This is a genomic window from Synechococcus sp. BO 8801, from assembly GCF_002252675.1.
Taxonomy (GTDB): Bacteria; Cyanobacteriota; Cyanobacteriia; order PCC-6307; family Cyanobiaceae; genus Cyanobium.
Genome location: NZ_NQKY01000003.1, coordinates 242,426 through 268,221, shown reverse-complemented (window position 1 = coordinate 268,221; position 25,796 = coordinate 242,426). Strand labels below are relative to the sequence as shown.

Annotated in this window: 27 protein-coding genes; 13 read left to right on the top strand and 14 right to left on the bottom strand. The window is 70.5% G+C overall.

Translation table 11 applies throughout. The features are described from left to right. Positions 1–51 precede the first annotated feature (51 nt). Positions 52–249 carry a hypothetical protein gene (locus tag CJZ86_RS04295; RefSeq protein WP_094584704.1) on the top strand — a complete coding sequence of 66 codons (198 nt, stop codon included), beginning with the start codon at positions 52–54 and terminating at the stop codon, positions 247–249. A gap of 32 nt (positions 250–281) precedes the next feature. Here CJZ86_RS04295 and CJZ86_RS04290 read toward each other — a convergent pair whose 3' ends face one another. The 4 genes from CJZ86_RS04290 to CJZ86_RS04275 form a co-directional block, all read right to left on the bottom strand. Further along, a complete protein-coding gene (locus CJZ86_RS04290; protein ID WP_015108343.1) occupies positions 282–479 on the bottom strand; it encodes a hypothetical protein in 198 nt (65 codons plus the stop codon). 85 nt (positions 480–564) lie between these two features. Continuing rightward, a complete protein-coding gene (locus CJZ86_RS04285; protein WP_094584738.1) occupies positions 565–1,827 on the bottom strand; it encodes a DEAD/DEAH box helicase in 1,263 nt (420 codons plus the stop codon). Between the two features lie 229 nt (positions 1,828–2,056). Continuing rightward, positions 2,057–2,404 (bottom strand): DUF6464 family protein, encoded by a 348-nt coding sequence (locus CJZ86_RS04280; RefSeq protein WP_094584703.1) that lies wholly within the window; start codon positions 2,402–2,404, stop codon positions 2,057–2,059. Between the two features lie 13 nt (positions 2,405–2,417). Beyond that, entirely contained in the window at positions 2,418–3,221 is an 804-nt protein-coding gene (locus CJZ86_RS04275; RefSeq protein ID WP_094584702.1) for a TerC family protein, read from the bottom strand. A gap of 71 nt (positions 3,222–3,292) precedes the next feature. Here CJZ86_RS04275 and CJZ86_RS04270 point away from each other — a divergent pair, with 71 nt between their 5' ends. Continuing rightward, positions 3,293–4,144, top strand: coding sequence for a hypothetical protein (locus CJZ86_RS04270; RefSeq protein WP_094584701.1), 852 nt, complete (start codon positions 3,293–3,295; stop codon positions 4,142–4,144). 6 nt (positions 4,145–4,150) lie between these two features. Here the strand turns inward: CJZ86_RS04270 and CJZ86_RS04265 are convergent, their stop codons facing one another. Then, entirely contained in the window at positions 4,151–5,017 is an 867-nt protein-coding gene (locus CJZ86_RS04265) for a hypothetical protein (protein ID WP_094584700.1), read from the bottom strand. Between the two features lie 297 nt (positions 5,018–5,314). Between CJZ86_RS04265 and CJZ86_RS04260 the strand changes: the two genes are divergently transcribed. Together CJZ86_RS04260 and gap are read left to right on the top strand one after the other, a co-directional pair. Next, on the top strand, positions 5,315–6,490 hold the full coding sequence (locus tag CJZ86_RS04260) for a hypothetical protein (RefSeq protein ID WP_143594028.1): 1,176 nt from the start codon (positions 5,315–5,317) through the stop codon (positions 6,488–6,490). A gap of 30 nt (positions 6,491–6,520) precedes the next feature. After that, on the top strand, positions 6,521–7,516 hold the full coding sequence (gene gap / locus CJZ86_RS04255) for a type I glyceraldehyde-3-phosphate dehydrogenase (RefSeq protein ID WP_094584698.1): 996 nt from the start codon (positions 6,521–6,523) through the stop codon (positions 7,514–7,516). 25 nt (positions 7,517–7,541) lie between these two features. On the opposite strand, the gene CJZ86_RS04250 is transcribed toward gap, so the two are convergent. Then, entirely contained in the window at positions 7,542–8,423 is an 882-nt protein-coding gene (locus tag CJZ86_RS04250) for a hypothetical protein (protein WP_094584697.1), read from the bottom strand. 102 nt (positions 8,424–8,525) lie between these two features. On the opposite strand from CJZ86_RS04250, the gene mfd reads away from it, so the two are divergent. Further along, entirely contained in the window at positions 8,526–12,107 is a 3,582-nt protein-coding gene (mfd, locus tag CJZ86_RS04245; RefSeq protein ID WP_094584696.1) for a transcription-repair coupling factor, read from the top strand. Beyond that, on the top strand, positions 12,104–13,327 hold the full coding sequence (locus CJZ86_RS04240; RefSeq protein ID WP_158219497.1) for a glycosyltransferase family 2 protein: 1,224 nt from the start codon (positions 12,104–12,106) through the stop codon (positions 13,325–13,327). The genes mfd and CJZ86_RS04240 overlap by 4 nt, the downstream gene beginning before the upstream one ends. On the opposite strand, the gene CJZ86_RS04235 is transcribed toward CJZ86_RS04240, so the two are convergent. Further along, positions 13,239–14,273 (bottom strand): polysaccharide deacetylase family protein, encoded by a 1,035-nt coding sequence (locus tag CJZ86_RS04235; RefSeq protein WP_094584694.1) that lies wholly within the window; start codon positions 14,271–14,273, stop codon positions 13,239–13,241. The two genes, CJZ86_RS04240 and CJZ86_RS04235, sit on opposite strands and share 89 nt — an antisense overlap. A 173-nt stretch (positions 14,274–14,446) precedes the next feature. Here CJZ86_RS04235 and CJZ86_RS04230 point away from each other — a divergent pair, with 173 nt between their 5' ends. Next, positions 14,447–15,688 carry a hypothetical protein gene (locus tag CJZ86_RS04230; RefSeq protein ID WP_094584693.1) on the top strand — a complete coding sequence of 414 codons (1,242 nt, stop codon included), beginning with the start codon at positions 14,447–14,449 and terminating at the stop codon, positions 15,686–15,688. A 58-nt stretch (positions 15,689–15,746) separates the two neighbouring features. Continuing rightward, positions 15,747–15,914 carry a hypothetical protein gene (locus CJZ86_RS17065; protein WP_190609555.1) on the top strand — a complete coding sequence of 56 codons (168 nt, stop codon included), beginning with the start codon at positions 15,747–15,749 and terminating at the stop codon, positions 15,912–15,914. 24 nt (positions 15,915–15,938) lie between these two features. Here CJZ86_RS17065 and CJZ86_RS04225 read toward each other — a convergent pair whose 3' ends face one another. From CJZ86_RS04225 to CJZ86_RS04210, 4 genes are all read right to left on the bottom strand, one after another. Next, a complete protein-coding gene (locus tag CJZ86_RS04225) occupies positions 15,939–16,193 on the bottom strand; it encodes a DUF6737 family protein (protein WP_094584692.1) in 255 nt (84 codons plus the stop codon). Further along, positions 16,180–17,511: a S41 family peptidase gene (locus tag CJZ86_RS04220; RefSeq protein WP_094584691.1), complete on the bottom strand. Its 1,332-nt coding sequence runs from the start codon at positions 17,509–17,511 to the stop codon at positions 16,180–16,182. Before CJZ86_RS04220 ends, CJZ86_RS04225 begins: the two co-directional genes overlap by 14 nt. A gap of 69 nt (positions 17,512–17,580) precedes the next feature. Continuing rightward, complete coding sequence (ispG, locus tag CJZ86_RS04215; RefSeq protein ID WP_094584737.1) at positions 17,581–18,834, bottom strand: (E)-4-hydroxy-3-methylbut-2-enyl-diphosphate synthase; 1,254 nt, start codon at positions 18,832–18,834, stop codon at positions 17,581–17,583. A 30-nt stretch (positions 18,835–18,864) separates the two neighbouring features. After that, complete coding sequence (locus CJZ86_RS04210; protein ID WP_094584690.1) at positions 18,865–19,560, bottom strand: uracil-DNA glycosylase; 696 nt, start codon at positions 19,558–19,560, stop codon at positions 18,865–18,867. A gap of 65 nt (positions 19,561–19,625) precedes the next feature. Between CJZ86_RS04210 and CJZ86_RS04205 the strand changes: the two genes are divergently transcribed. From CJZ86_RS04205 to CJZ86_RS04195, 3 genes are all read left to right on the top strand, one after another. Further along, positions 19,626–20,804 (top strand): pyridoxal phosphate-dependent aminotransferase, encoded by a 1,179-nt coding sequence (locus CJZ86_RS04205; protein WP_094584689.1) that lies wholly within the window; start codon positions 19,626–19,628, stop codon positions 20,802–20,804. Between the two features lie 11 nt (positions 20,805–20,815). Next, positions 20,816–21,487: a GDSL-type esterase/lipase family protein gene (locus CJZ86_RS04200; RefSeq protein ID WP_094584688.1), complete on the top strand. Its 672-nt coding sequence runs from the start codon at positions 20,816–20,818 to the stop codon at positions 21,485–21,487. 171 nt (positions 21,488–21,658) lie between these two features. Then, on the top strand, positions 21,659–22,657 hold the full coding sequence (locus CJZ86_RS04195) for a sigma-70 family RNA polymerase sigma factor (protein ID WP_143594027.1): 999 nt from the start codon (positions 21,659–21,661) through the stop codon (positions 22,655–22,657). Here the strand turns inward: CJZ86_RS04195 and CJZ86_RS04190 are convergent. Continuing rightward, entirely contained in the window at positions 22,581–23,342 is a 762-nt protein-coding gene (locus CJZ86_RS04190; RefSeq protein WP_094584686.1) for a TIGR00297 family protein, read from the bottom strand. The genes CJZ86_RS04195 and CJZ86_RS04190 overlap by 77 nt on opposite strands. A gap of 91 nt (positions 23,343–23,433) precedes the next feature. Here CJZ86_RS04190 and CJZ86_RS04185 point away from each other — a divergent pair, with 91 nt between their 5' ends. Then, a complete protein-coding gene (locus CJZ86_RS04185) occupies positions 23,434–23,811 on the top strand; it encodes a hypothetical protein (RefSeq protein WP_094584685.1) in 378 nt (125 codons plus the stop codon). Here CJZ86_RS04185 and CJZ86_RS04180 read toward each other — a convergent pair. Then, entirely contained in the window at positions 23,777–24,592 is an 816-nt protein-coding gene (locus tag CJZ86_RS04180) for a 16S rRNA (uracil(1498)-N(3))-methyltransferase (RefSeq protein ID WP_094584684.1), read from the bottom strand. The two genes, CJZ86_RS04185 and CJZ86_RS04180, sit on opposite strands and share 35 nt — an antisense overlap. Beyond that, positions 24,592–25,038, bottom strand: a complete 447-nt coding sequence (locus tag CJZ86_RS04175) for a DUF3531 family protein (protein WP_094584683.1) — start codon at positions 25,036–25,038, stop codon at positions 24,592–24,594. Before CJZ86_RS04175 ends, CJZ86_RS04180 begins: the two co-directional genes overlap by 1 nt. A gap of 85 nt (positions 25,039–25,123) precedes the next feature. On the opposite strand from CJZ86_RS04175, the gene CJZ86_RS04170 reads away from it, so the two are divergent. After that, on the top strand, positions 25,124–25,777 hold the full coding sequence (locus CJZ86_RS04170; protein WP_094584682.1) for an ABC transporter ATP-binding protein: 654 nt from the start codon (positions 25,124–25,126) through the stop codon (positions 25,775–25,777). The last annotated feature ends 19 nt before the right edge of the window (positions 25,778–25,796 follow it).

Sequence of the window (25,796 nt, the reverse complement as noted above, 5' to 3'; positions counted from 1 at the left end):
GGACTGCCGACGCAGGCAGTAGACCGAAGTCAGTGAATGGGTGGGGATGTCATGGCCAGTGAGCTTTCCTTCGTCAACAGCACCGGATCCGGCTGCCGGATCTTCCGGGACACGCTGGGCTGCTACGTGGCCAGCCATGAGCGGATCCCGGGCCAGCGGGTGATGAGCCCCACCCTGGCCGGTGCCTATGCGGCCTGCCAGGGGTGGGAGCAGAGGGGCCGGGGGGAGGAGACGTCCGGCGCAGGATGAGCCTGCCGCGGAGGGCGGCCCCAGCCTCCGGTTCAGCTGCCGGAGGCGAGCTCCTCCGGCTGGCGCCGGTGCAGTTCGTGGAGACCTTCCAGCTGGTTGTGGACCGCCACCAGCTGATCACGGATGTGGCGGCTGTTGTCGATGCGCTCCAGCGCGAGAAGCATGCCCTCGATCTGGGCCTTGCAGTCGATCAGCACGCGGCACTGGGTGGATCCGGGTTCGTAGGGCATGTCGGAAGGAGGCAGATCCTCACTTCACCCTAGGGAGGCGGTGGAGGCTGTCACAACCACTGCCATTCCCCCGCTGGGCCCTGGCTCAGCGGGAACCGGTGCGGCGCCGGCCGCGCTCGTGACCCTGTCCCTGCCCGTGGCGGGGGCCCTGGCTGCGGCGTCCCCGGCCACCACTGAGATCCAGGGGCGGCGCGGACAGCACGGTGGGCTCGAAGCCCGCCACCTCCTGGCGGGGCAGGGGGGAGCCGACCAGGCGTTCGATGGCCCGCAGCAGCTCATGCTCTTCGGCCGCCACCAGGGAAATGGCATGGCCGTTCTGGCCCGCCCGGCCGGTGCGGCCGATGCGGTGCACATAGTCCTCGGCCACGTTGGGCAGGTCGAGGTTGACCACATGGGGCAGCTGGTGGATGTCGATGCCGCGGGCGGCGATGTCGGTGGCCACCAGCACCCGCACCTCGCCGCTCTTGAACTCCGCCAGGGCCCGGGTGCGGGCCCCCTGGCTCTTGTTGCCGTGGATCGCCGCCGCCCCGAGGCCCTCCTTCTCGAGACGCTCCGCCAGCCGGTTGGCGCCGTGCTTGGTGCGGGAGAACACCAGCACCTGACGCCAGTCGTTGCTGCGGATCAGATGGCTGAGCAGATCCCCCTTGCGATCCATGTCGCAGGGATGGATCACCTGCTCCACCAGGGGCGCGGCCTGGTTCTCGGGGGTGGCCTGGAGCTGCACGGGGTTGTGCAGCAGGCCGGTGGCCAGCCGCCGGATCTCGGTGGAGAAGGTGGCCGAGAAGAGCAGGTTCTGGCGCTTCGCCGGCAGCAGGGAGAGGATCCGGCGGATGTCGCGGATGAAGCCCATGTCGAGCATCCGGTCGGCCTCATCCAGCACCAGGATCTCGACCCGGTCGAGCCGCAGGGCGTTCTGCTGGTGCAGGTCCATCAGCCGGCCGGGGGTGGCCACCAGCACGTCGGCTCCGCGGCGCAGCCGCTGCATCTGGGGGTTGGCGCTCACGCCGCCGAAGACGACGTCGGAGCGCAGATCCAGGTAGCGGCCGTAGGCGGTGACGCTGTCCGCCACCTGGGCCGCCAGCTCGCGGGTGGGCGTCAGCACCAGGGCCCGCACCACACCCGAGCGGGCATGGGGACCGTGGCGCAGCCGTTCCAGCATCGGCAGGGTGAAGCCCGCCGTCTTGCCGGTACCCGTCTGGGCGGCCGCCATCACGTCGTGGCCCGCGAGCACGGCGGGGATGCACTGCAGCTGGATCGGCGAGGGGCTGCTGTAGCCCTTGGCGGCCACGGCCTTGAGGATCGGCTCCGAGAGGCCCAGCACGGCAAAATCCGTCGCCAGTCCGGCCACCGGTGGGTTGAGCCCGGTGGCGGTGTGGCTGGGGGTGAGGGGATCGGCGGCCAGGGAAGCAGCGACCGGGGCGGCCCCAGGGGCAGCGACCGGCGCGGGGGTGGGGGAGGAGCCGTTGCCGCTGCGTCGGCTCCGGCTGGCCTGGGCCTGGGGCCTGGAATTAGGGGCGGTGATCGGGCGCGAACACGGAGTGGGCATCAGCCTAGGACCGGCCGGCGGCGCCATCGCCTCAGCGGGGCGTGCGGTGGCTGCAGCGCTCGCAGGGGCCCTCCGGCAGCACGGCGCAGCGCAGCAGGGGGCTGCGGGCGTTGAAGCGGCAGTGGGGGTCACCGATCACCCAGCGCCCGTCCCACCAGAGGGCATCCGCGGGCTGTCGCTGGGGCTTCACCTGCAGGGCCACCGTCGCCAGCTCGTAGCGGCCCTGCCGCAGCCGATAGCGGTGGCGGCGCTGCAGCACCAGGAAGCTGCCCTCGCCGACGGTCAGCCAGCGGCCGGGATGGGGGACGTCGCCGAGGTCATCGATCTCGATCGTGGTGATCAGCCGGTCCGAGTCGATCTGGCGCAGCTCGATCCGCATCGTTCCGCGGGCCTCAGGCGTCGCCGCTGCCCTGCTCGGGCAGGGTCGAGGGCTCCGAGCGCAGGGAGAAACCCCAGGCGAACAGGCCCGCCACCACCAGCAACAGGGCCCATTCCGGCACCTCCACGGCCGGCAGCACCAGGCGCAGCAGCAGCTTCAGCCCCACCAGTCCCACGGCCAGGTAGCCCGCGGTTTCCAGGTGGGGAAAGATCTCCAGCCAGCGCAGGAACAGCTCGGCCGTGAGCCGCAGGGCGAGGATGCCGATCACCCCGCCGGCCATCACCAGCGGCAACCGGTCGGTCACCGCCACCGCCGCGGAGACGCTGTCGAGGGAGAAGGCCAGATCGGTGAGGGCCAGGGTGGCCACGATCGAGCCCAGGGTGGCGCCGTGGTGGTGATGGCCCGGGTTGTGATGGGAGCCGTGGGTGTGGTCGGCTGCCGTCGGGCCCTGGCCCGCACCGTCGTCGTCGTCCGCGCCATCGTCCTTGCCCAGCAGATGCCGGCCGCAGAGCCAGAGCAGGTAGGCGGAGGCCAGCAGCTGCAGGGGCCAGAAGGCGAGCACCTGGCTGGCCAGGGCGATCAGGGCCAGCCGGAAGACCAGGGCCAGCACCAGGCCGAGGTTCAGGGCCATGCGTTGCCGCGCGGGATCGTGCAGCCGCCGGGAGATGGCGGCCAGGGCGATGGCGTTGTCGGCGGAGAGCACCGCCTCCAGCCCCACCAGCAGGACCAGCAGCAACAGCACCTCACCCCACTGGTCCGCTTCCTGCAGCAGGGGCTGCAGCAGGGGCGTGAGGCTCTCCACCGATTCCACTTCCATTCCTGCGGTTCGCTCGGCCGTGGAGGCTGCAAAGAAGCACTCTAGAAAGGGCGTCGGTCCCTCCCGCCCCCATGCACGTTCAGGTCCGACTGCTCCACTGCGACGGCGGCCGCCGCGTCGTGCTGGTCTCGGCCCGGGATGGGGAGCGCTTTCTGGGCAGTGCCCTGGGGGAAGCGGGCGACGCGGAGGAGGCCGAAGACCGTGCCAGGGCCAGGCTCCTGGCCCGCCTCCAGGATCCCGGGCCGGCCGCCGCAGCGCCGGAGCGGGCGCCTTCGCTGCCGGAGCGGGTCTCCGCCTCCCCGACCCCTGGCCCGGCGGCGGAACCGCCGGCTCCCCTTCCGACCCGAACGGTGGCCGCCTCTGAGCCAGGGCTGCCCGCGCCGGCCCCAGCTGCGCCGCCCCCAGTGCCGCCATCGCCCGCCGCGACGTCTGCGCCGCCGGAGCCTGCACCCCTTCCGGCCACACCCGCGCCCCCAGCGCCCCCGAGTCCCGTCGAGGACCCCGAGGACTGGAGTGCCGAACTCACCCACCTGGATCTGCAGCTGCGCCGCCTCGGCTGGGACCGGGAGCGGGAGGCGGCCTATCTGCAGCGCTGCTTCGGTCACCCCAGCCGCGATCGCATCACCGTCTACGCCGATCTGATCGCCTATCTGCAGGCGATCGAGACCCTCGAGCCCGGCTGCGATCCCGCCACGGCGTCGGTGCCGCTGCGTCGGGCCGACCTGCTCGAGCAGTGCAACCTGCTCCTGCAGCAGCTGGGCTGGGACGGGAGCATGGGCCGCAGCTTCCTCGAGAAGCACCTGGGTGTCAGCAGCCGCCAGCAGCTGAAGGACGCCGACCTGCTGCGCTTCAACATGTTGCTGGAGGAGGAAACCCTGCTGGCCGCCGACGGCGGGCCTGCAGCTCCGGGTCTGGAGGGCTGATCCCGGTCAGGGGAGCGGGCCGCTGCCCTGGGGCTCCCTCGCCACACTCAATTCGTGGAAATAGGCCATATCGGCGGGAAGTGCTCGCGGCGCGGTGGATCGGGCCTCCAGGCGCCGCCGCAGGCCCCTGGCCCGCAGGTGATTCCAGCGGGCCAGGAGCTCCCGGAGCAGGGACGCCTCGCGGCCCCGCCGCTGGCTGCCGGCCGCGAAGGCCAGGGCGTACACCAGGGCCAGGAGCAGCACCCGGAGGGTCCGCTGGACGATCGCCCAGAGCTCCGGCCTCCAGGGGGAATGGATGACGCCTCGCGAGCTTCTCAGGGACTCCCGCAGCCGTTCGTTCAGGGTCCGCTTCAGGTCAGGCAGGGACTGGGGACTGTCGCCCAGCCGCAGCCCGGGGCCCTGCAGGACCGCGATCCTCTGCTGCAGATCCTCCACCGACGTGGCGGCTCCGATGGCGCGCTGGAACTCCCCGGCGCGTTCGGTTGCCACCGCCATGGCGCTGCTCTGGCTGCGGGCCACCAGGCCGTAGCCCTGGACGGCGGAAACGGCCTGAAGGGGAATCAGCAGCAGGAATCCGATCACCGCTCCGGTCGCCCAGCGGGCCAGCGTCCGGCGACGGGCCTGGAGACGGAGGTGGTCGGGCTCGAGATAGGCAAGCAGATGGACCAGCCCCAGCCCCACCAGGGCCAGGGGGGCGCCATCCAACAGGGCACTGATCAGGTTCGCGAGCCAGGCCGGTTGCCCGACCGCCATGGGGGGAATCGCGTTCAGCAGCGTCACGACGTAGGTGACGAAAAGGGCCAGGGAGATCAGGGACAGGACATCGGTGACGGTCTGGCGGTGCGGGTGCTGATCCGGATCGTTCAGTGACATCGGGAGGGGTAGGACCCTGTGCAGGCCAATGGCCGACATTGTGGCGGTGGTCGAGGCCTCTGTGGTGAAATCCTGCTGTGGATCTCGGGTCAGTCTCTGGTCCTGGGTATCGCAGATCTCCGAGAGATGCTGCTGAGCGAATGCCGACATCTGCTTGGGAACGGTGTTAGATTCCCGTCGAACATCCATTGGCTTGATGTCTGCAGAGTACCGCCTGAAAAAGAAGGAAACATGCCTTCTTCTCGCCTGAATGATTCTCACCTGCATGAAATCAGCAGACCCAGGTCAGCCAGGTTGATGACGTCAGTGCTCCAGCGAACCTCTCCCGCCAGCGAGCCGCCTCTGCTGCGGACCCGGGCCATGGGGGGCCGCCAGGCGCTGATCTGGGGCCTCGGGGTCGCTCTGGCGCTGGCCCTCGGCCACGAACGGCCCGCCCGGGCCAATGGGGCCCAGGCGGAGGGCTTCAACCTGGGGTGTGCCGCCGGCTTCGGTCTGGTGAACATCACCGCCAGCAACGTCGCCTCCAGCCTCGGCACCAGCACCGGTTCCCCCAACCAGCTCAACGGCGGCCCCACGGTCTCCGTGCCGGCAAGTTGCAGCGTCACCCCACCGGCCCCCGCCCAGCCCGGCAACGGCCATGCCCTGGTGGGCGGTAATGCCCGGATCAATGCCGGATCGATCGCCGCCACCCGGATCTTCCGATCCCAGTCCGCCACCGTCACCAACGGCCCCGGCACCACGGTGGTCAGCAATGCCTGGACCGTCCAGGCCGAGGCGGATGCCCTGGCCGTGGCCAGCTACATCGGCGGCATCAACGCCTCGAACTGCACCGTGGCGCTGAGCTCCTGCCGCTACAACGATGCGGTCAACCTGTCCGGCAGTCTCACCCTCACCGGATCGCTGCCCGACACGGGGGGGATCAACTACTACAACGTCCAGACCGTCGGCAGAAACGTCGATCTCAATTTCGTCGGCTCGGGCCGTGAGTATTTCGTCTTCAACATGCCCGCCAGCCTCACCACCAACCAGGACTGGACGCTGCAGGGAAATGTGGATCCCTCGAAGATCATCTTCAACTTCGCCCGTCCCGGCTCCAACCTCGCCCTGACGGGCTCCGATGTCTTCGGCACCTTCCTGCTCACCGGCGGTGGCACGGCGACGCTGAATCGCTCCGGCAATGGAAATCCTTCGAGCATCACCGGCTCCCTGATCGTCATCAACAACCAATCCGCCCTCAGATTCGGATCGACGACCGGCGCCAATCGTGTCAACGCCGTGATCAATGGCAGGCCCTTCAACCCCACTGCCCTGCGCAGCGTTCCCGTGCCGGGCCCCCTGCCGTTGCTCGGCGGCGCCGTGGCGTTCGGCTGGAGCCGGCGGCTGCGGCGTCGGTTGCGGCAGGCGAGCCCGTTTCATCTGGCGACAATGGCCGGGACGGCTGCGCCGATGGCCGCTGGCTGCGTGCGACGCTGAATCCCCTGTATTGCCTTGGGAGATCCACGGGTGACCATCAGGATCGGCATCAACGGGTTCGGACGCATCGGCCGCCTCGTCTTCCGCATCGCCTGCGGGCGCGATGACATCGAGGTGGTGGGCATCAACGACCTGATTGATGTCGATTACATCGCCTACATGCTCCGCTACGACTCCACCCATGGCCGCTTCGTCGGCGAGGTGGCCATCGACGATGGCGCCCTGGTGGTGAACGGACGCCGCATCCGCATCAGTTCGGAGCGCGATCCCGCCGCCCTGCGCTGGGGCGATGTCGGTGCCGATGTGGTGCTGGAGTCCACCGGCCTGTTCCTGAGTGACGAGCGGGCCCGTGCCCACATCACGGCGGGGGCGTCCAAGGTGGTGATGTCGGCCCCCTCCAAGGACGACACGCCGATGTTCGTGATGGGGGTGAACCACACCACCTATGCGGGCCAGGACATCGTCTCCAACGCCTCCTGCACCACCAACTGTCTGGCGCCGATGGCCAAGGTGCTGCATGACAGCTTCGGCATCCGCGATGGCCTGATGACCACCGTCCACGCCACCACCGCCACCCAGAAGACGGTCGACGGGCCGTCGGTCAAGGACTGGCGCGGCGGCCGTGGGGCCGGCCAGAACATCATCCCCTCCTCCACCGGCGCGGCCAAGGCGGTGGGCAAGGTGATCCCGGCCCTCAGCGGCAAGCTCACCGGCATGGCCTTCCGGGTGCCCACCCCCAACGTGTCGGTGGTGGACCTGACGGTGAACCTGGAGCGGGGAGCCAGCTATGACGCCATCAAGGCCGCCATGCGGGAGGCCGCCGCCGGTCCGATGGCCGGGATCCTCGGCTACACGGAGGACGCCGTCGTCTCGACCGATTTCCTCGGCGAAACCTGCACCTCGATCTTCGATGCCTCCGCCGGCATCGCCCTCACCGACACGTTCGTGAAGGTGGTGGCCTGGTACGACAACGAGTGGGGTTACTCCAGCAAGTGCCTCGATCTGATCGCCCACATCTCCGGCTGATCGCTCCGGCCCCGCCGCCAGCTCCCTAGCCCGTGGCGCGAATGCGGCAATGGGTGCGGATCAGGCTGGCGCCCAGCTCCAGCTGGCGCTGGTTGGCGTAGGCCTCGCGCTCCAGGGCCTTCTCCCAGTCGGAGGCCCCGGCATAGAGGGGATCGTCGAGGTGGAGCTTCAGTTCCGGCGGCACCTCCTGGCTCAGCCCCAGTGTCCTGGGGACGGAGCGGAGGCCGCCCGCCGCACAGCTCTGGGCCACGTGGATCGCCTCGTGGTTGAGCACCTGGGCGAAATCCACGGTGCCCTTGTCCACCACCGCGGGCTTGATCCTCAGGGTGCGGCTGGCGTGGTCCCATTCCCCGGCGGCCCCCGTCTTTTTCGGTGCCGACAGATGCACCTGCACACCGGCCTCCTCCAGGACGCCGAGCAGTTCGGCGATGGCCTGGCGCTTCTCGCCGTGGTCCGGTGGGGAGTCGATCAGGGCCTGCAGCTCATCCACCGAGAGCTCGGGTTCGCCGGCCCGGCGGCGGTAGAGGAAGCGGATGCCACCGCCGGCCAGGGGTTCGGCGGTGGGAATCCATTGGCGGTCGGCCTCCTTGAGGTTCTCGAGCAGGCCCCCCTCGACCAGCGCCATCGGCCGCAGCTGCGGATCGGGGGCGGGATCGAAGCGCTCCAGCAGCCGGGTGGTGACTTCGGGGGCCTGCTGGGGCAGGCTGCCCACCTGCTCCAGCAGGCCCGAGAAGGCGGCCCCCCCCAGCACCAGCGCGGTCACCCCGACGGCCAGGCCCCAGGCACGGCCATGGCGGGGTTTGGGCTCGAGCAGGTCCCCACAGCGCCCGCAGCGGGGAAGGCCCGTGAAGGCTTGCTGCAGCCGCAGGGGACGACCGCGGCAGGTGGGACAACGGAAGCGGGCCATCGCTCGTCAGACCGGCCTCCAGCATGACGGCAAAGGGGCCGGGATGTCGCGGCGGCGTGCGGTGGTTGCGAGGATCGCCACCGGTTCGATCCCCCCGTTGCGATGCCCCTCCACGCCCTCGTGCGCCAGCTGCAGGCCGCGCCGCTCACCGCCGAGGTGAGGGCACGCTGCGGGCGGCCCGAGCGCCTGCGGCTGAGCGGGGCGGGCCGGGCGGCCCGGGCCTTGGTGGCCAGCGCCCTGGCGGGCTGCGGCGAGGCCCCCCTGCTGGTGATCGTGCCGACCCTGGAGGAGGCGGGCCGCTGGGCCTCCCTGCTGGAGCTGATGGGCTGGCCCCTGTGCCAGCTCTATCCCACCAGCGAGGGTTCCCCCTACGAGCCCTTCGACCCCACCAGCGAGATCACCTGGGGCCAGCTGCAGGTGCTGGCCGAGCTGGTGGGCGACGGGGACGGGGCTTCGGGTGCCGGCGCCGGCCGCTTCGCCGTGGTGGCCACCGAGCGGGCCCTGCAGCCCCACCTGCCGCCGCCGCCGCAGCTGGCGGCCCGCTGCCTCACCCTGCGCCGGGGCGACCGGCTGGATCTGGAGCAGCTGGCCCACACCCTGGCCGGACTGGGCTACGAGAAGGTGCCCACGATCGAGCAGGAGGGCACCTGGAGCCGCCGCGGCGACATCGTCGATGTGTTTCCGGTCAGCGCCGAGCTGCCGGTGCGGCTGGAGCTCTTCGGTGAAGACCTCGAAAAGCTGCGGGAGTTCGACCCCGCCACCCAGCGTTCCCTCGATGTGATCGAGCGGGTGCGCTTCACTCCCACCAGCTACGCGCCGCTGGTCGCCGAGGCCCTGCGGGAGCGGATGCCGGACGGGCTGGAGCGGCTGCTGGAGCCCGCCGCCCTCGACCAGCTGCTGGAGGGCGGCACGCCGGAGGGAATGCGGCGGCTGATGGGCCTGGCCTGGGAGAGACCGGCCTCCCTGCTCGATTACCTGCCTGCCGGCACGCTGGTGGCGGTCGATGAACGGCGCCAGTGCCTGGCCCACGGCCAGCAGTGGTTTGACCATGCCGCCGAGCACCACGGCGAGGTGGTGAAGGCCGCCGAAGCTGAGCCGCCCCTGCCCGGCCTGCTGCACCGGCCGATCGCAGCGGCCCTGGCGGAGGCGGAGGCCTTCACCGGCTTCGATCTGGCGGAGCTGCACGAAAGCGACCGCCACCCGAACGATCTCGACCTTTCCAGCCGGCCAGTGCCGGCCCACCCCAACCAGTTCGGGCGCCTGGCGGAGCAGATCAAGGGACACCTGCGGGACAAGGCCCGGCCCTGGATCGTCTCCGCCCAGCCGTCGCGGGCCGTGGCGTTGCTGGAGGAGCACGACTGCGTCACCCGCTTCGTGCCCAACGCCCGCGACTTCCCGGCCATCGAACGGCTGGTGGAGCAGGCCACCCCGGTGGCGCTCAAGCTGCGCGGCACGGCTGAGCTGGAGGGGTTCCAGCTGCCGGCCTGGAAGCTGGTGCTGTTCACCGACCGGGAAATCTTCGGCCAGCACAGCCTGGCTAGCGGCGGCTACGTGCGCCGGCGCCGCAAGGCGGCCAGCCGCACGGTGGATCCCAACAAGATGCTCCCCGGCGACTTCGTGGTGCACCGCAACCACGGCATCGGCCGCTTCCTGAAGCTGGAGAAGCTGGCCATCGGCGGCGAGGCCCGCGACTACCTGGTGGTGCAGTACGCCGACGGCCTGCTGCGGGTGGCCGCCGACCAGCTGGGCAGCCTCGGCCGCTACCGAGCCAGCAGCGACAGCCCGCCGGAGCTCAACCGCATGGGCGGCACGGCCTGGACCAAGGCCAAGGAGCGGGCCCGCAAGGCGGTGGCCAAGGTGGCGATGGATCTGGTGAAGCTCTACGCCGAGCGCCACCAGGCGCCGGGCTTCGCCTTCCCCCCCGACGGCCCCTGGCAGGGCGAACTGGAGGATTCCTTCCCCTACGACCCCACCCCCGACCAGCTCAAGGCGATCGTCGAGGTGAAGCGCGACATGGAGCGGGACCAGCCGATGGACCGGCTGGTGTGCGGCGATGTGGGCTTCGGCAAGACGGAAGTGGCGATCCGGGCCATCTTCAAGGCGGTCACCGCCGGCAAGCAGTGCGCCCTGCTGGCCCCCACCACCGTGCTGGCCCAGCAGCACTGGCGCACCCTGAGCGAGCGCTTCGCCCCCTATCCGCTCAAGGTGGCCCTGCTCAACCGCTTCCGCACCGCCGCCGAGCGCAAGACGATCCTGGACGATCTGGCCAAGGGCAACACCGACGTGGTGGTGGGCACCCACCAGCTGCTGGGCAAGGGCACGGCCTTCCGCCAGCTGGGTCTGCTGGTGGTGGATGAGGAGCAGCGCTTCGGTGTGAACCAGAAGGAGAAGATCAAGGCGCTGCGCAAGGACGTGGACGTGCTGACCCTGTCCGCCACGCCGATCCCGCGCACCCTCTACATGAGCCTCTCGGGGGTGCGGGAGATGAGCCTGATCACCACGCCGCCGCCGCTGCGGCGACCGATCAAGACCCACCTGGCCAGCCTCGATGAGGAGGCGGTGCGCAGCGCCATCCGCCAGGAACTCGACCGCGGCGGCCAGGTGTTCTACGTGGTGCCGCGGGTGGAGGGCATCGAGGAGGTGGCGGGTCAGCTGCGGGCGATGCTGCCGGGGCTGCGGCTGCAGGTGGCCCACGGCCAGATGCCGGAGGGGGAGCTGGAGAGCGCCATGGTGGCCTTCAACGCCGGCGAGGCCGACGTGATGCTCTGCACCACGATCATCGAGAGCGGCCTGGATATCCCCAGGGTGAACACGATCCTGGTGGAGGACGCCCACAAGTTCGGCCTGGCCCAGCTGTACCAGCTGCGGGGCCGGGTGGGCCGCAGCGGCATCCAGGCCCACGCCTGGCTCTTCTATCCCGGCGATGCCTCCCTCAGTGAGGCGGCCCGCCAGCGGCTGCGGGCGATCCAGGAGTTCGCCCAGCTGGGCTCCGGCTACCAGCTGGCCATGCGCGACATGGAGATCCGCGGCGTGGGCAACCTGCTGGGGGTGGAGCAGAGCGGCCAGATGGAGGCGATCGGTTTCGACCTCTACATGGAGATGCTGCAGGACTGCCTGGCCGAGATCCAGGGCCAGGACATCCCGGCGGTGGACGAGACCCAGATCGACCTGCCGGTGACGGCCTTCATCCCGGCCGACTGGATCACCGAGGCCGACGAGAAGATGGCCGCCTACCGGGCCGCCGCCGAATGTGGCGGCAAGGCGGCCCTGGTGGAGCTGGCCGCCGGCTGGGCCGACCGCTACGGCCCGATTCCGGCGCCGGTGCAGAGCCTGCTGCAGCTGATGGAACTGAAACTGCTGGCCCGCCGCTGCGGCTTCTCGCGCATCAAGCCGGAGAAGCCCAACATCGCCCTGGAAACGCCGATGGAGGAACCCGCCTTCCGCCGCCTGCGCCAGGCCCTGCCCCAGCACCTGCACGGCCGGCTGGTCTACCAGGGCGGCACCGGCAGCACCGCCAAGGTGCTGGCCCGGGGCCTGGGGGCCCTGTCCCCCGCCCAGCAGGTGGAGCAGCTGATGGCGTGGCTCTCCGCCATGGCCGGCCAGATCCCCGAGGCCGACGGGCTCACCCCGGAGCAACGGGCCGAGGAGCAGGCGGCGACGAACGCGGCGGTGCTGGTGGTTTGAGCGACCCCGTCGCCACCGCGGCCGACATCGCCGTCATCATCCCGCTGTTCAACGGGGCGGCCTGGATCCGCCAGACGCTGGCGTCGGTGCTGGCCCAGACCCTGCCCGCCCGGGAGATCATCGTCGTCGACGACGGATCCAGCGACGATTCGATCGCCATCGTCCGCTCCTTTCCCCAGGTGGCCCTGCACCGCCATCCCGGCAAGGGCACCCACCAGACCCGGCAGTTCGGCTTCGCGCGCAGCACGGCGGCCCTGGTGACCTTTCTGGACCAGGACGACCTCTGGCATCCCCGCCACCTCGAGCTGCTCAGCACGCTGCTGCGCGACGATCCGGCGGCCTGCGCGGCGGTGTCCCGCACCCTCACCTACGAAGACGAGCTGGAGTTGCACTTTCCGGCACCTTTTCTGGGCCCGGAACGCTTCGACCCCTGGGACAGCTTTCCCTTCCACCGGATCGATACCCCGTCCTTCGTGCTGGTCCGGCGCAGCGCCCTGGAGGCCATCGGCGGCTGGCCGGCCCGGAACGCCTGGAGCAGTGATGTGCAGGCCTGGTTCCAGCTGGCCTCCCTCGCCCCGATGGTGCGGAATGCCAGTGCCACCGCCGCCTATCGCGTGCAGCACCGGGAGGCCACCAGCACCCGCTGGCGCCTGGAGCGGGCCCACGAGTACTTCCTCAACATCCGCACAAGCTGCGAGGCCCTCGCCCGCGAGCGGGGCCTCAGCCATCCGGCGGAAGCGGAGCGGCGCCTGCGGCAGTGCCGCATCCTTGAGCCCATGGCGCAGGTGATCGAGGCGCTGGAACGGGTCGACCCGGTGCTGATGCGCTCCGCCCTGACGCAGCTTGAAGCCGAGCTGACCCGATCGGCCGCCGCCACGGATCTCGTCATCGGCACCCTGAGCTGGTACATGCGCCCGACCCTCACCTCCGGAGACGCCCGGCAGTGGCGCCCCTTGGTGCGGACGCTCCACAGGGGGCAGCCCCACACCATCCGGCATCTGGGACGGCTGGTGCCCTTCCACCCGGAGAGTGCCTACCCGACGGCCGTCCTGACCGGCTATCTGCTGGCCGAACCCTGGCAGCCACGTGCCTGGTGGCAGCTGCTCCGCCACCGGGGGGTTCCGATCGCCCTCAGCGGGATGGGCCGCCGGATGCGTTTCCTGAGGCGTTCCCCTGCAGGGTCGCCATGGCTTCGGCGGGGGTGCAGAACACGAACCTAGAGCGCTCCGGATGGGACGTCAGAGCCTGCAGGCAGTGATCGATTCTCGGCAGCGACCCGGGTTCGACGGGGGCGTTGGAGTGGATGGCGAAGGCCAGATAGGGCTGGCGCTGCTGGGCCATCGCCCGGTCAAGCATCACGCTGAAGTCGTTCGGCGGGCTCCAGTCCCGCCATAGCGACAGCGGTGTGTCCTGCCGCCGGTGCCGCCAACCGTTGTGGCGCAGACGCCTGAATCTCTGCCTCAGGCTTCTTGGACCCCAGCCGTAGCGGAGGTGGGAGGAGGTGAGGGGCAGGAGCGTGATGTCACGCTCGCCGGGTCTGGCCCTGCGGCGAAAGTCGCTGCGGGAGGGGGCATAGGGTTCGCGGGGCACCCGGTAGTAGTCAGGCAGGTCGCCCGAATGGGGCGGCTTGCGTGAGTCCAGCGCATTCGGGGGCAGGCCGGGCTCGATGGTCAGATCGAAGCGGAACCCCAGGGCTTCGGCCCGGTTGATGGCCTCCGTTCCCGACCAGTAATTGCCGAAGCGCAGCGAACGGCAGGGTGTCCCGAAACTGGCGCGGTAGCCCTCAACGGCGGTGTCCAGACATTCGGCCACCCAGTCGTCATGGCCGTGGTCATCCAGCCAGTCGCCGGAGTTCTCACACCAGCGATAGGTGTGGACATGGGCGCCCAGCTCATCGCCGGCCTCGATGGCCTCCTGGAACAACTTCGGGTAGTGCTCCACGGCCCAAGAGGCACGGCCATGGGCCAGGGCCACCTGGGGATCCATCCGGATGAACCAGCTGACATGCACGGCGTCGCCGGTGAGCTGTTGCAGGGCCGATCGCCATTCCCGGATGTAGGCATGGGTGAGCTCGTAGCCCTTCCATGGCTCGGGGTCCTGACGCGAGACGAAGAACGCATCCGGTTCCACATCGATGCAGATCAGGACGGGAATCTTCGTCTTCACGAACGATCGGAAAGCAGCAGGGACGTCAGCGGTTGGTGCTGCCCTGCCTGAGATTAGGCCGAGTCGATTCGCCTGGCCGCAGATCGGTCAGGGCCTGCTCCTCACCAGCGGGGGATCCTTGAATTCAGGGGCAGTAACGGCACCATTGGTGCCCCGGGCACCCATCGCCGCCGATGATCGACCTCGCCAGCTACCGGCCCAGGGGCGACAAGCGCAACACGGCCTTCTTCGAGGAATTCCTGCCCCGCGTCTACGCCCGGCGGGTTGCGTCGGGGCTGGAGCAGGTGGTGGGGCCGATGGCGGCCGTCGTGATCCAGGTGGACCACGGCAACGGCCTGCCCTACCTCGCGGAACTCACCCTCACCACCCCCTATCGCTACCAGGAGTGCTGGATCAACGCCACCCACCGCATTTACCTGCTCAAGGGGGGTGAGGCCTTGCCGCGGGTGATCGTGCTGGAGCCGCTGTTTGACGACTTCGAGGATGAGGTCACGCGCTGGAATGCGATGTATCCCCTCTCGATCGACAAGCCCAACGCCCGCTACATCGGTGAGATCTTCCAGGTGTCCTCCTGCCACGATCTGCGCGCCATCCTCGAACCCCAGAACATCCGCTTCGCCTATCCGGGGGAGACCGTCAACCCCTTCTATGCCTCGAAGCATCTCTGCTTCACCTTCCTCTCCGACTACACCTACAACCGGGTCGGCTATGTGGACCGGCCCCTCGATGGCCTGGCGGCCCTGGATCTGGGCGATCGGGTGCTGCTCGATGACGAGGCCCTCGAGCCCCTCACCGAAGCCGCCCGCCGCCACCGGGACCACGGGCTGGAGGGCAAGATCCTGGGCATCGACCACCTGGCCACGCGGGTGCTGGCCGGCGAGCGGGAGGATGCCATCCTCGAGTATCTGACGATGGTTCCCTACTACTACTGGGGCTCCTACGACATCGCCGAGATGAATTCCTCCACCAACGTCACCCGCCATCCGACGCTGGCGGACGACAAACTCTCCCCCGCCCGCGTCTTCACCGCCAACAACACCCCCTCCTATCTCAACTCCCTGGCCAACCTGCCCATGCCCACCGAGGACTTCGTCCGCAATTTCGGCCGGCGCATGCATCACATCGCCTATGAGGTTGTCGATGGCGACAGCAACGGGGAAAAGAACGTGGACGTGGTGGTGCGGACCCTGCGCGAGCTGGGCATCCCCTTCCTCGCCGACATGGTGGGGGAATGCGGCGACCAGCCCAACCTGCGCCAGATCTTCTCGCGCAGCTCGGCCTATTCCCTGCTGATCACCGAGTACGTGGAGCGCTGCCTGGGCTACGACGGCTTCTTCACCCGCGAGAACGTGGCGGCCCTCACCGAGGCCGCCGGCCACGCCGAGCGCTACGAGCACGGCCATGTCTTCGACTGAGGCGCCCAACCGATGAGAATGTCCGTTAAGCTGGCGTCATCTTTCGTTACGCGCCGACATGGGTGAGCTGATCGAGGTCGCGGGCGCCACCCAGAATCCCCTGATGCTGCCGGCCTTCCTGGGGGTGCTCGGCCTCGGCTTCTTCGCCCTGCTCCAGTCGTCCGCCGGCAACAACGACGACGACGACTCCTCCCCCGGCGGTGGCCTGATGCAGCCGGTGGCCTGAGTCCCGGGCTTCACTCGCAGCTTTTCAGCCTCCGCTGCTGCTGGCCTGCTCCTGCTTCCAGGCAGCCGGCATCAGCACCAGGAACAGCAGCCACCAGGCGGCGATCACCACCGACACCCCGGCGGTGAGCCACCACAGGTGCAGCACCATCCAGCTGCCCGTCACGATGGACAGGCCGGTGAGCAGAATGCTCCACGGCTGACACCACCACGGTTTGAGGTCCCAGACCGAGCCGGGCGGGGTGCCCGGCTCGTGCTCCAGCGGCTCAGGGTTTGGCAAGGGCCGCCGGCAGGTTGGCGCTGCCGGGCTCGAAGGCCTTCTGCAGAGCGGCCCCGGCCTGCAGCTGCTTGCGCAGGGTTGACTCGGCCACCCGATACTGGCTGTCGCGGTTGGTGCCGATGTCCTCCAACCTGAGGCGCTGGACCTCCTGCTCGGTCATTTTCACCGGCACGTCCGGGTTGATGCCGTGCTTATGGATGTCCCGGTTGCGGGGCGTCAGGTACTTGGCGATGGTCACCGTCATGCCCGAGCCATCCGAGAGCCCGCGGACGGACTGCACCAGACCCTTGCCGAAGGTCTTCTGACCCACCAGCACGGCGCGGTTGTTGTCCTGCAGGGCGCCGGAGAGGATCTCGCTGGCGCTCGCCGAACCCTCGTTGACCAGTACCACCATGGGCTTGGTGGTGAGGGCCTGCCCCGTGGCCCGCTTGACGTCCTGGATGCCGTCGCGGGTCTTGGTGGAGACGATGATCCCTTCGTTGATCCACTGGCGGGCGATCTCGACGCTTGCCACCAGCAGCCCGCCGGGGTTGCTGCGCAGATCGAGCACGTAGCCCTTTACCCCCTGGGCCTCCAGGTCGCGCACCGCCGCCCGCATGTCCTTGGTGGCGGTGGCGCTGAACTGCTTCAGGCGGATGTAGCCGATCCTGGTGCCGTCCGGCGCCGTATTCACCTGGTGGGTGACGGCGTGGATCTCGATCAGCTCCCGGGTCAGGGGGGTGTCGAGGTTCTGGCCCTTGCGGCGCAGCACCAGGTTCACGGTGGTGCCCGCCTTGCCCCGGATCAGCTTCACCGCGTCCTCGGTGCTCATCCCCTTGGTGCTCTTGCCGTCGATCGAGACGATCACGTCCTTGGGCTGCACCCCGGCCCTCGAGGCCGGCGAACCCTCGATCGGCGAGATGACGACCAGCTCCTTGGTCTCCTTGTCGACGCTCAGCTGGATGCCCACCCCGGAGAGCTCCCCGGAGGTGTCGATCTGCATCTCCTTGAACTCCCGCGGGTCCAGGAAGCGGGTGTAGGGATCGTCGAGGGTGCCGAGCATGCCGCGGATGCCCTCGTAGGCATCCTTGGGGGTGCTGTAGCTCTTGGACAGCACGCTCCTGCGCAGCTTGCGCCACTGCTCAGGCGTGTACTTGCCCGTGGTGTCCAGGTAGTCGCGGAAGACGATCTGCCACGCCTGGTCCATCACCTCCTTGGGGCTGTCGCTGATCGACACGGTTCCGGTGGGGGTCAGCACCATCTCCCTGGCCATCACCGCCGTGGCGGCGCAGGCTCCGAGACCAACCAGCACCACGACGGTGGCGCGAGCTCTGCCCATGGTGGGGATCCTCAAGGAGTCTGAAACGTGGTTCCAACGTAGCGCCGATGCCTGGGGTGGGCTCCCCGTTCAGGGGTCGACCCAGCGACCGTCCTCCTTGATCAGGGCGATCAGCGCCTCCACCCCTTCGGCCTCGGGAACCCGGCGGATCTCCTCCCGCCCCCGGTAGAGGGAAATCGTGCCGGGGGTCTTGCCGACGTAGCCGTAGTCAGCGTCGGCCATCTCGCCCGGGCCGTTGACGATGCAGCCCATCACGGCGATGTCCAGCCCGGTGAGGTGGGCGGTGGCATTGCGCACCGTGTGCAGCACCTCCTCCAGGTTGAACAGGGTGCGGCCGCAGCTGGGGCAGGCCACGTACTCCACCATCGTCTTGCGCAGCCCCATGGCCTGCAGAATCGAGTAACAGACAGGGATCTCCTTCTCTGGCGCCTCGGTGAGCGACACCCGGATCGTGTCGCCGAGGCCCTCGGCCAGCAGGGTGGCGATACCGGCGGTGCTCTTGATCCGGCCGTAGTCGCCGTCGCCCGCCTCGGTGACCCCCAGGTGCAGGGGGTAGTGGAAGCCCTCGGCGTCCATGCGGAAGGCCATCATCCGGTAGGCCGCCAGCATCACCGGGGCCCGTGAGGCCTTCATCGACACGACGATGTTGTGGAAGTCGAGGCGGTCGCAGATGTGGATGAACTCCATGGCGCTCTCCACCATCCCCAGGGGGGTGTCGCCGTAGGTGAACAGCATCCGCTCCGCCAGGGAGCCGTGGTTGACGCCGATCCGCAGCCCCTTGTCCTGTTCCTTGAGCAGGCTCACCAGGGGTTCGAGGGTGGCCTGGATCCGCTCGCCGATCGCCGCCACCTCCTCTGGGGTGAACTCGGTGCGGTTGGGGTCGGGTTTGTCGAACACGTAGAGGCCCGGATTGATCCGCACCTTGTCGACGTGCTGGGCCACCTCCAGGGCGATCTTCATGCCGTTGTGGTGCACGTCCGCCACCAGCGGCACCGGCTGGTAGCTGTCTTCCAGCCGCTGGCGGATCTCCTTCACCGCCTTGGCATGGGCCAGGCTCGGCACCGTCAGGCGCACGATCTCGCAGCCCGCCTCGTGCAGGCGGCGGATGCCGGCGGTGGCCCCCTCGATGTCGAGGGTGTCCTCGTTGATCATCGACTGCACCACCACGGGGTGCTCGCTGCCCACCCACACGTCGCCCACCCGCACGCTGCGCGTCCGGCGGCGGCGGATCACCGTGTCGAAGCGGGGGTCACTGGCCCAGTCGGCCGGCAGGGGGGAGGTCCCCGGAGCGGTGGTGGTGGATGTGGCCAGGGTGCCGGTCATCTTGGGTGGGCCGGTGGTGGCCAAAGCCTGTCACAAAGAGGGTGTCGACGGTTGGTCCTGGTCCAGGCGCCGCCGCACCTCCTGCAGGTCCTGCCAGGTGAGCCACTTGGGCGAGCCCTGCTCCCGCGAGGGATTGCGCAGCAGGTAGGAGGGATGGAACACGGGCATCACCGAGCGGCCCTGCCAGGGATGCCAGCGGCCCCGCAGCCGGGAGATCCCCCCCTTGATCCCCAGCACCCCCTCCAGGGCGGTGGCGCCGGCCAGCAGCACCACGGAGGGATTGACGGCGGCGATCTGGGCGGCCAGCCAGGGGGCGCAGGCGGCGATCTCCTGGGGCGTGGGCCGGCGGTTGTCCGGCGGGCGGCACTTCACCACGTTGCAGACGTAGGCATCGCGCTCGCTGTCCAGCCCCACGCTGGCGAGCATCTGGTCGAGCAGCTGGCCGGCCCGGCCCACGAACGGCCGGCCGCTGGCGTCCTCCTGGGCGCCGGGCCCCTCGCCGATCACCATCAGCCGGGCCGCCGGATCGCCGCGGCTCACCACCACCCGCTGGCGGCCCTCCGCCAGGCCGCAGCGGCGGCACTCGCGGCAGTCCCTCTCCAGGGCCGCAAGGTCGGGCGTCCCCGCAGTGGCAGGCTCCGCGGTGGCAGGGGCCTCACCCAGAAGGGACGGTTGCAGGGGAGATGGTTGCAGGGGATTGCCGGCCATCGCCCCATTCTTCGGCATGGCGCAGGGCGTAGGGCAAGATGGCGGGATTGCCGAATCGCGCCCTCCAGACGGCGCGCGCTGCCATGCCGGCCCCGTTGCCGCTCTCCGCCCGGGCGCAGGCGTTGCAGCCATCGCTCACCCTCGCCATCACCGCCAAGGCGCGCGAGCTGCGCGCCGAGGGCAAGGACATCTGCAGCCTCAGCGCCGGGGAGCCCGACTTCGACACCCCCGCCTTCATCCGCCAGGCGGCCGCCGAGGCCCTCGAGGCCGGCCACACCCGCTATGGGCCCGTGGCGGGCGAGCCTGATCTGCGCCAGGCGATCGCCACCAAGCTGAGCCAGGAGAACGGCGTTCCCACCCGGCCCGACCAGGTGCTGGTGACCAATGGGGGCAAGCAGGCCCTCTACAACCTCTTCCAGGTTCTGCTCGACCCCGGTGACGAGGTGCTGCTGCCGGCCCCGTACTGGTTGAGCTACCCGGAGATGGCCCACCTGGCCGGGGCCAGCGTCTGCTGCCTCCCCACCGATGCCAGCGGCGGGTTCCGTTTCAGCCCCGAGCAGCTCGAGGCGGCGATCACCCCGGCCAGCCGGCTGCTGGTCCTCAACAGCCCCTCCAATCCCACCGGCATGGTGCTCAGCCGCTCCGAGCTGGAGGGGATCGCCGCCGTGCTGCGCCGCCACCCGGCCGTGGCGGTGGTCTGCGACGAGATCTATGAGCTGCTGCTCTCCCCCGGCCACGTGCACCACAGCCTGGCGGCGGTGGCGCCCGACATCGCCGAGCGGATCTTCATCGTCAATGGCTTTGCCAAGGGCTGGGCGATGACCGGCTGGCGCATCGGCTGGCTGGCGGGCGCCCGCCATGTGGTGGCCGCCGCCAGCGCCCTGCAGAGCCAGAGCACCAGCAATGTCTGCAGCTTTGCCCAGTTCGGTGCCCTGGCGGCTGTCAGCGGCTCGCGCGACTGCGTCCAGGAGATGGCGGCCGAATTCAGCCGTCGGCGCTCCCGCCTCAGCGACGGGCTGATGGCGATCAGCGGCCTCGAGTTGCTGCCCCCCGAGGGGGCCTTCTACGCCTTCCCCGACGTCAGCGCCTGGGGGCTGGATTCGATGACCCTCTGCGGCCGGCTGCTCGACGAGGTGGGGCTGGCGGTGGTGCCCGGTGCCGCCTTCGGCGATGACCGCTGCATCCGTCTGTCCTGCGCGGCGTCCCCGGCCACGATCGACGACGGCCTGGAGCGGCTGCGCCGCTTCGGCGCCAGCCTCTGAGCGCCCTGCCCATGCAGGTGCCAAAGAAGCTGGTGGTGCTCGGCGACAGCGGGGTCTATGGATGGGGTGATCCGGAACAGGGCGGCTGGTGCGAGCGGCTGCGGCGCCACTGGATGGAGCTGCCCCAGGGGCCGGTGCTCTATGGCCTGGGGGTGCGAGGGGATGGGCTGGAGCGGCTGGCGGCCCGTGCCGAGGCGGAGGTGAGCCACCGGGGTGAACTGCGCCGCCAGCGGCCCCAGGGGATCCTGCTGTCGATCGGCCTCAACGACACGGCCCGGGTGGGCCGGCCCGACGGCCGCCACCAGCTGGCCCCCGACGCCTTCCTGTTCGGCCTGAAGCAGCTGCTCCCCCGGCTGGCGTCGATCGCCCCGCTGTTCGTGCTGGGCCTCACCCCGGTGGATGAGGTGGTGATGCCCTTCGCCGAGATGCTCTGGTACGACCTGGCCACGGTGCGCCACTACGAGGGCCTGCTGGAGGAGGCCTGCATGGAGGCCGACGTCCCCTTCCTGCCCCTGCTCGATGGCCTGCTGGCCGACCCCCACTGGCTGCAGTGGCTGGGCAGCGACGGCCTGCACCTCAACAGCGACGGCCACGGCCAGCTCTACCGGCGCCTGCGCACATGGAGGGCCTTGCTGGACTGGGCCGGGCTCGATCCCCACAGCAGCGTGACGGCTGGCTTCTGAACCGCCGGCCCGGCCGTCAGTTTTCCCGGGGCGAACCCAGCCGCCATTCTTCCCCGGGCCGCTGCCGCTGGCATCACCCGATCGGATGAGAGCCGCTCCCCCCGTGGGGTGAACCGCCGCCCGTGGCCGACGGCGACCCTGAAGGAACGGCCCCTCGCTGAGCCCAACGCCATGGATCGCCCCCCGCCCCCTTCGCCCCCGCCGCCGGCGGCGGTGGTGCAGAGCACCCGCCGGGTGCCGGCCCCGGATCTGTGTCCGGGCTGCCGTGAGATCCCGGAGGCCATCGTCGATCGCCGCAGCCGCAACCGCCGCCGGCTCAAGGCGTTCGCCGAGGCCACCGATCCGGTCGTCCGGCTGCGCTGGCGCAACCTGCTGGTGGAGGACAACCTGCCGCTCGTGTACAGCATCGCCAGGCGCCAGGGCGCCGACGCGGGGATGGCCTTCGATGACCTCGCCCAGGTGGGCAGCCTCGGCCTGATCCGGGCGGTGGAGGCCTTCGATCCCGACCGCAACGTCAGCCTCAGCAGCTTTGCGGTGCCGTACATCCAGGGGGCGATGCGCCGCGAACGGCGGGATCGGCAGCCCCTGGTGCGTCCGCCCCGGCCCCTGTGGGATCTGCATCAGCAGGTGCTGGGCCTGCAGGAGGCCCGCCGCCGCCAGGGGCTCGATCCCCTGCCGCCCGCCGCCCTCGCCGACCGGCTGGCCTGTGATCCGGCCCGGCTGGAGGAGGCCCTGGGGATCCGCCGGGCCGCCCGGGTGCGCAGCCTGGATGCCCCCCTCGGCCCGGGAGGTGGCGCGTCCGAGGCGGCCAGCTGCCTGCTGGATCTGCTGGCCGCCCCCGCCTCCCCCTGCGGCGATGAGGCGGCGGCGGGCGAGAGCGAAGCCCGCGGCGCAGAGCGTCAGTGGCTGCGCCAGCAGCTGGCCGATCTCGATCCCCGGGAGCGGGAGCTGCTGGTGGGCCGCCTCGATGGCGGCTGCACCTGGGTGGAGCTGGGCCGGCAGCTGGGCATGCCGGCCCGCCAGGCCCAGCGCCGCCACGACGCCGCCCTCGATCGCCTCAGGCGCGCCGCCCTCGCCTGGCGCCAGCAGGCCCTCAGCCCAGAGGCGGCGACAGCCACGGCACCAGCGCCATCGCCAGCAGGGCCGCCAGCAGGGTCTGGAGCCCGTTGACCACCTCATTGCTCAGCCAGCGCCAGTGACGCTGCAGGCTGGCGCCCACCACGCTCTCGGCCAGGGTGGCCACCAGCCCGACACCGCCCACCAGGGCCGCCAGCGGCCAGCCGCGGATCACCCCCAGGGCCCCCATGGCCAGGGTCATCAGGACGCTGCCCAGCAGGCTGGCGGCGGTGCCCTCCAGGCTGATGGCCCCCTCGGTGCCGGGGGGTACCGGCCGCAGGCTGGTGATCAGCACGGTGTGCCGGCCCCAGCGCTTGCCGATCTCGCTGCCGAAGGTGTCGGCGAGCTTGGCGGCGAAGCTGGCGGCGAATCCGGCCAGGAGCAGGGGCTGCATGGCCGCCGGTGCCCGGCAGGTCAGCAGGGCCAGCACCGTCCCCACCAGGGCGGAGCCCCAGACGTTCTCCGGCCCCCGGCGCCCCTCCCGCCCCTCGGCCAGCCCCAGCTCCCGCTTGCGCCGGAACCCCAGCTTCGTCACCGCGCTGCCCAGGGCGAGATACACCACCACCGCGAGCCAGCCGCGCCAGCCCAGGCTTCCCCACAGCAGGGTGCCGAGCACCCCGGCATGCACCCAGCCCGCCGGGGTGAGCAGGGGCAGGCGCTGGGCCAGCCCGATCAGCAGCCCGTTGATCGCCAGGGCCGCCAGCCAGTGGAGGGGGTCCTGGGGCGGCAGCGGCAGCATGGCGGAAGCCCGGTTGTGTTGCACAGATCTAAGCCAGGCGCTGCGGGGCGCCGGCTTCGGCGGATAATCCCTGCATCCGGCGGTGCTCCGAATGGTCTTCAAACGACCCAAGTTCTTCCTCGATCTGGGTGGCGGCGAAGGCAATCAGCCCCCGGCCGTGGTGGCCCCCCCCAAGGCCGAAGCCAAGCCAGCGGCCAAAGCCGCCCCCCAGCCTGCCGAGGCCAAGCCTGCGGCGTCTGCAGCCCCGGCGGCGGCTGAGGGCACCCCTCAGCCCGTTTCAGGTCTGACCACCGCCGAGGCGATCGCGGCCGAACTGGCCGCCGCCGAGGCGCTGCGGCCGGCACCCTCGTTGGCCACCTTCGCCCCCGACTGCGTCACCGCCGGGGGCGCCACCCCGATGAAGCGCCGCACCCCCGGGGCGAACCTGGGCGTGTTCAAGGAGATGGCGGCCGGCATGATGCGCTCCTGAGCGCACGCCAGTCGGCCAGCAGGGCCAGGCCGGCCACCGCGGCAGTCGCCGTGCGCAGGATGGTTGGCCCCAGGCTCACCGGCTGCCAGCCGGCGGCTTCGGCCCATTCCTCCTCCTGGGGGCTCCAGCCCCCTTCCGGACCGATCGCCAGCCGGAGGCCGGCCGCCAGGTCCTTGTCGCTCGCCCCCTCGCCCGCCCCGTCCAGCAGTTCCCGCAGCCTTTGGCTGCAGAGGGGCAGCCCCTCCCGCCGGGTGGTGGCCAGCAGGGCGATCCCGGGCGTGTGCCGGCTCAGCCACTCCCGGGCCGGCTGGGGAGATTCCAGCACCGGATGCCACAGCCGTTCGCACTGCTCGGTGGCCTCCCGCACGATCCCCTGCCAGCGCTCGAGGGGACAGCGCTCGCCAGGGGCGCCACGCTCGGCCAGCAGGGGCTGAAGCCGGTCGGCCCCCAGTTCCGTGGCCATGCGCCAGACCAGATCCGCCTCCCGCCGCGGCACGGCCATGGCGAGCTCCAGGGGTGGCCAAGGCGGCTCCTCCCGCAGCAGCGGCTCAGCAGGTGCCTGCTCCAGCCGCAGGCCCCGCTCCGGGTCGAGCACCGCCGTCCAGAGTCCGCCGACACCGTCGACCAGCGCCAGGCGATCGCCGGGGCGGTAGCGCAGCACCCGTTCCAGGTAGTGGCGTTCCTGGGACTCCAGGGCCAGCCTGGCCAGCTCCGGGCCCCCGGCCGCCAGGGCGGCGATCCGCTCCGGGGTGATCAGCAGCCGGCGCAGCTCCCGCCCCATCAGTCTCCGGTGAACGGGCTCTCGGGCTCCTCGTCAATCGGCCAGTCCTCGTTGAGGCCGCCGATCACCAGTTCGGTGATCTCGAGAACGTCGTTGTCCAGCTGGCGCAGGGCGTTGATCAGCACATCGAGGGCCAGGGCATCGCTGGTGCCCAGGTCGACCCAGCAGCGGGCCCAGTCGTCCTGGTACTCCATCGGCCCCATGTTGTGCATCAGGGCGGGCAGACAACGTTCGGCGGAGTCGGTGTCGTAGGGGAGCCAGCCCAGGTCCACACCCCCCTCGTGGGTCTGCAGGTTCTCGGCATTGAAGCCGCCCAGCTTGCCGAGGAAGAACCAGCTGTCGAAGGCCGTTTCGACGTAGCCCCGCTCGGACCCGCCGGGCTGGTCGGCGAAGCGCAGCCAGATCCAGCAGTTGAACGGATCCACCTCGCGAAATCGGACATCCATGGAGAAGGGGAGACGGCGCGCGTGTCCCCCCATCCAACACGTTCCCGGGCGCCGGCGCCGCAGCGCCGGACGGCATGCTGGTGGGATGCTCGACGTCATCGGTCTGCGCTATCACCCGGCCACGGCGGCCGCGCCGGTGCTGCGTGACGTTTCGCTGCAGCTGGCGGTGGGAGCCCCGGCCCTGGTGGCCGGCCGCAGCGGCAGCGGCAAGACCACCCTGCTGGAGGTGCTCTGCGGTCTGGCCGAAGCCGATGCCGGCCGCATCCTCTGGCAGGGGGAGGCCCTCAACAGCCGCCAGCGCCGCTGGCTGTGTGGCCTGGTGTTCCAGTTCCCGGAACGCCATTTCCTCGGCCTGACGGTGGGCCAGGAGCTGAAGCTGGGCCAGCGGCGGCTCACCGCCGAGAAGGCTGAGGCGGTGCTGGAGCAGGTGGGTCTCGGCCACCTCTCCCTGCAGCAGGCTCCCGAGCGGCTCAGCGGCGGCCAGCAGCGGCGGCTGGCGCTGGCGGTGCAGCTGGTGCGGGATGCCCGGGTGCTGCTGCTCGATGAACCCACCGCCGGCCTCGACTGGACCGTGCGGGAGGAGGTGCTGCAGCTGCTGGCCGACCTGGCCCGGGAGCGGGCCCTGCTGGTGGTGACCCACGAACCCGAGCTGTTCCGGGGTGTGATCGACCACGGCTGGCGGCTGGAGGCCGGCGCCCTGGGGCCCCTGGAGGCGCCCCGATCCGCCTCCTTACGATGACCAGCTGATGGTGGGGGAC

Coding starts and splice junctions, on each gene's coding strand:
- CJZ86_RS17065 (WP_190609555.1), top strand. CDS start 15,747: ATGGGTGAGCTGATCGAGGTCGCGGGCGCCACCCAGAATCCCCTGATG.
- CJZ86_RS04250 (WP_094584697.1), bottom strand. CDS start 8,423: ATGGCCCGCTTCCGTTGTCCCACCTGCCGCGGTCGTCCCCTGCGGCTG.
- CJZ86_RS04180 (WP_094584684.1), bottom strand. CDS start 24,592: ATGGGGCGGGAGCTGCGCCGGCTGCTGATCACCCCGGAGCGGATCGCC.
- CJZ86_RS04210 (WP_094584690.1), bottom strand. CDS start 19,560: ATGCCGAAGAATGGGGCGATGGCCGGCAATCCCCTGCAACCATCTCCC.
- CJZ86_RS04170 (WP_094584682.1), top strand. CDS start 25,124: ATGCTCGACGTCATCGGTCTGCGCTATCACCCGGCCACGGCGGCCGCG.
- mfd (WP_094584696.1), top strand. CDS start 8,526: ATGCCCCTCCACGCCCTCGTGCGCCAGCTGCAGGCCGCGCCGCTCACC.
- CJZ86_RS04185 (WP_094584685.1), top strand. CDS start 23,434: ATGGTCTTCAAACGACCCAAGTTCTTCCTCGATCTGGGTGGCGGCGAA.
- CJZ86_RS04280 (WP_094584703.1), bottom strand. CDS start 2,404: ATGCGGATCGAGCTGCGCCAGATCGACTCGGACCGGCTGATCACCACG.
- CJZ86_RS04195 (WP_143594027.1), top strand. CDS start 21,659: ATGGATCGCCCCCCGCCCCCTTCGCCCCCGCCGCCGGCGGCGGTGGTG.
- CJZ86_RS04275 (WP_094584702.1), bottom strand. CDS start 3,221: ATGGAAGTGGAATCGGTGGAGAGCCTCACGCCCCTGCTGCAGCCCCTG.
- CJZ86_RS04230 (WP_094584693.1), top strand. CDS start 14,447: ATGATCGACCTCGCCAGCTACCGGCCCAGGGGCGACAAGCGCAACACG.
- CJZ86_RS04220 (WP_094584691.1), bottom strand. CDS start 17,511: ATGGGCAGAGCTCGCGCCACCGTCGTGGTGCTGGTTGGTCTCGGAGCC.
- CJZ86_RS04265 (WP_094584700.1), bottom strand. CDS start 5,017: ATGTCACTGAACGATCCGGATCAGCACCCGCACCGCCAGACCGTCACC.
- ispG (WP_094584737.1), bottom strand. CDS start 18,834: ATGACCGGCACCCTGGCCACATCCACCACCACCGCTCCGGGGACCTCC.
- CJZ86_RS04295 (WP_094584704.1), top strand. CDS start 52: ATGGCCAGTGAGCTTTCCTTCGTCAACAGCACCGGATCCGGCTGCCGG.
- CJZ86_RS04290 (WP_015108343.1), bottom strand. CDS start 479: ATGCCCTACGAACCCGGATCCACCCAGTGCCGCGTGCTGATCGACTGC.
- CJZ86_RS04190 (WP_094584686.1), bottom strand. CDS start 23,342: ATGCTGCCGCTGCCGCCCCAGGACCCCCTCCACTGGCTGGCGGCCCTG.
- CJZ86_RS04175 (WP_094584683.1), bottom strand. CDS start 25,038: ATGGATGTCCGATTTCGCGAGGTGGATCCGTTCAACTGCTGGATCTGG.
- CJZ86_RS04200 (WP_094584688.1), top strand. CDS start 20,816: ATGCAGGTGCCAAAGAAGCTGGTGGTGCTCGGCGACAGCGGGGTCTAT.
- CJZ86_RS04270 (WP_094584701.1), top strand. CDS start 3,293: ATGCACGTTCAGGTCCGACTGCTCCACTGCGACGGCGGCCGCCGCGTC.
- CJZ86_RS04260 (WP_143594028.1), top strand. CDS start 5,315: ATGACGTCAGTGCTCCAGCGAACCTCTCCCGCCAGCGAGCCGCCTCTG.
- CJZ86_RS04205 (WP_094584689.1), top strand. CDS start 19,626: ATGCCGGCCCCGTTGCCGCTCTCCGCCCGGGCGCAGGCGTTGCAGCCA.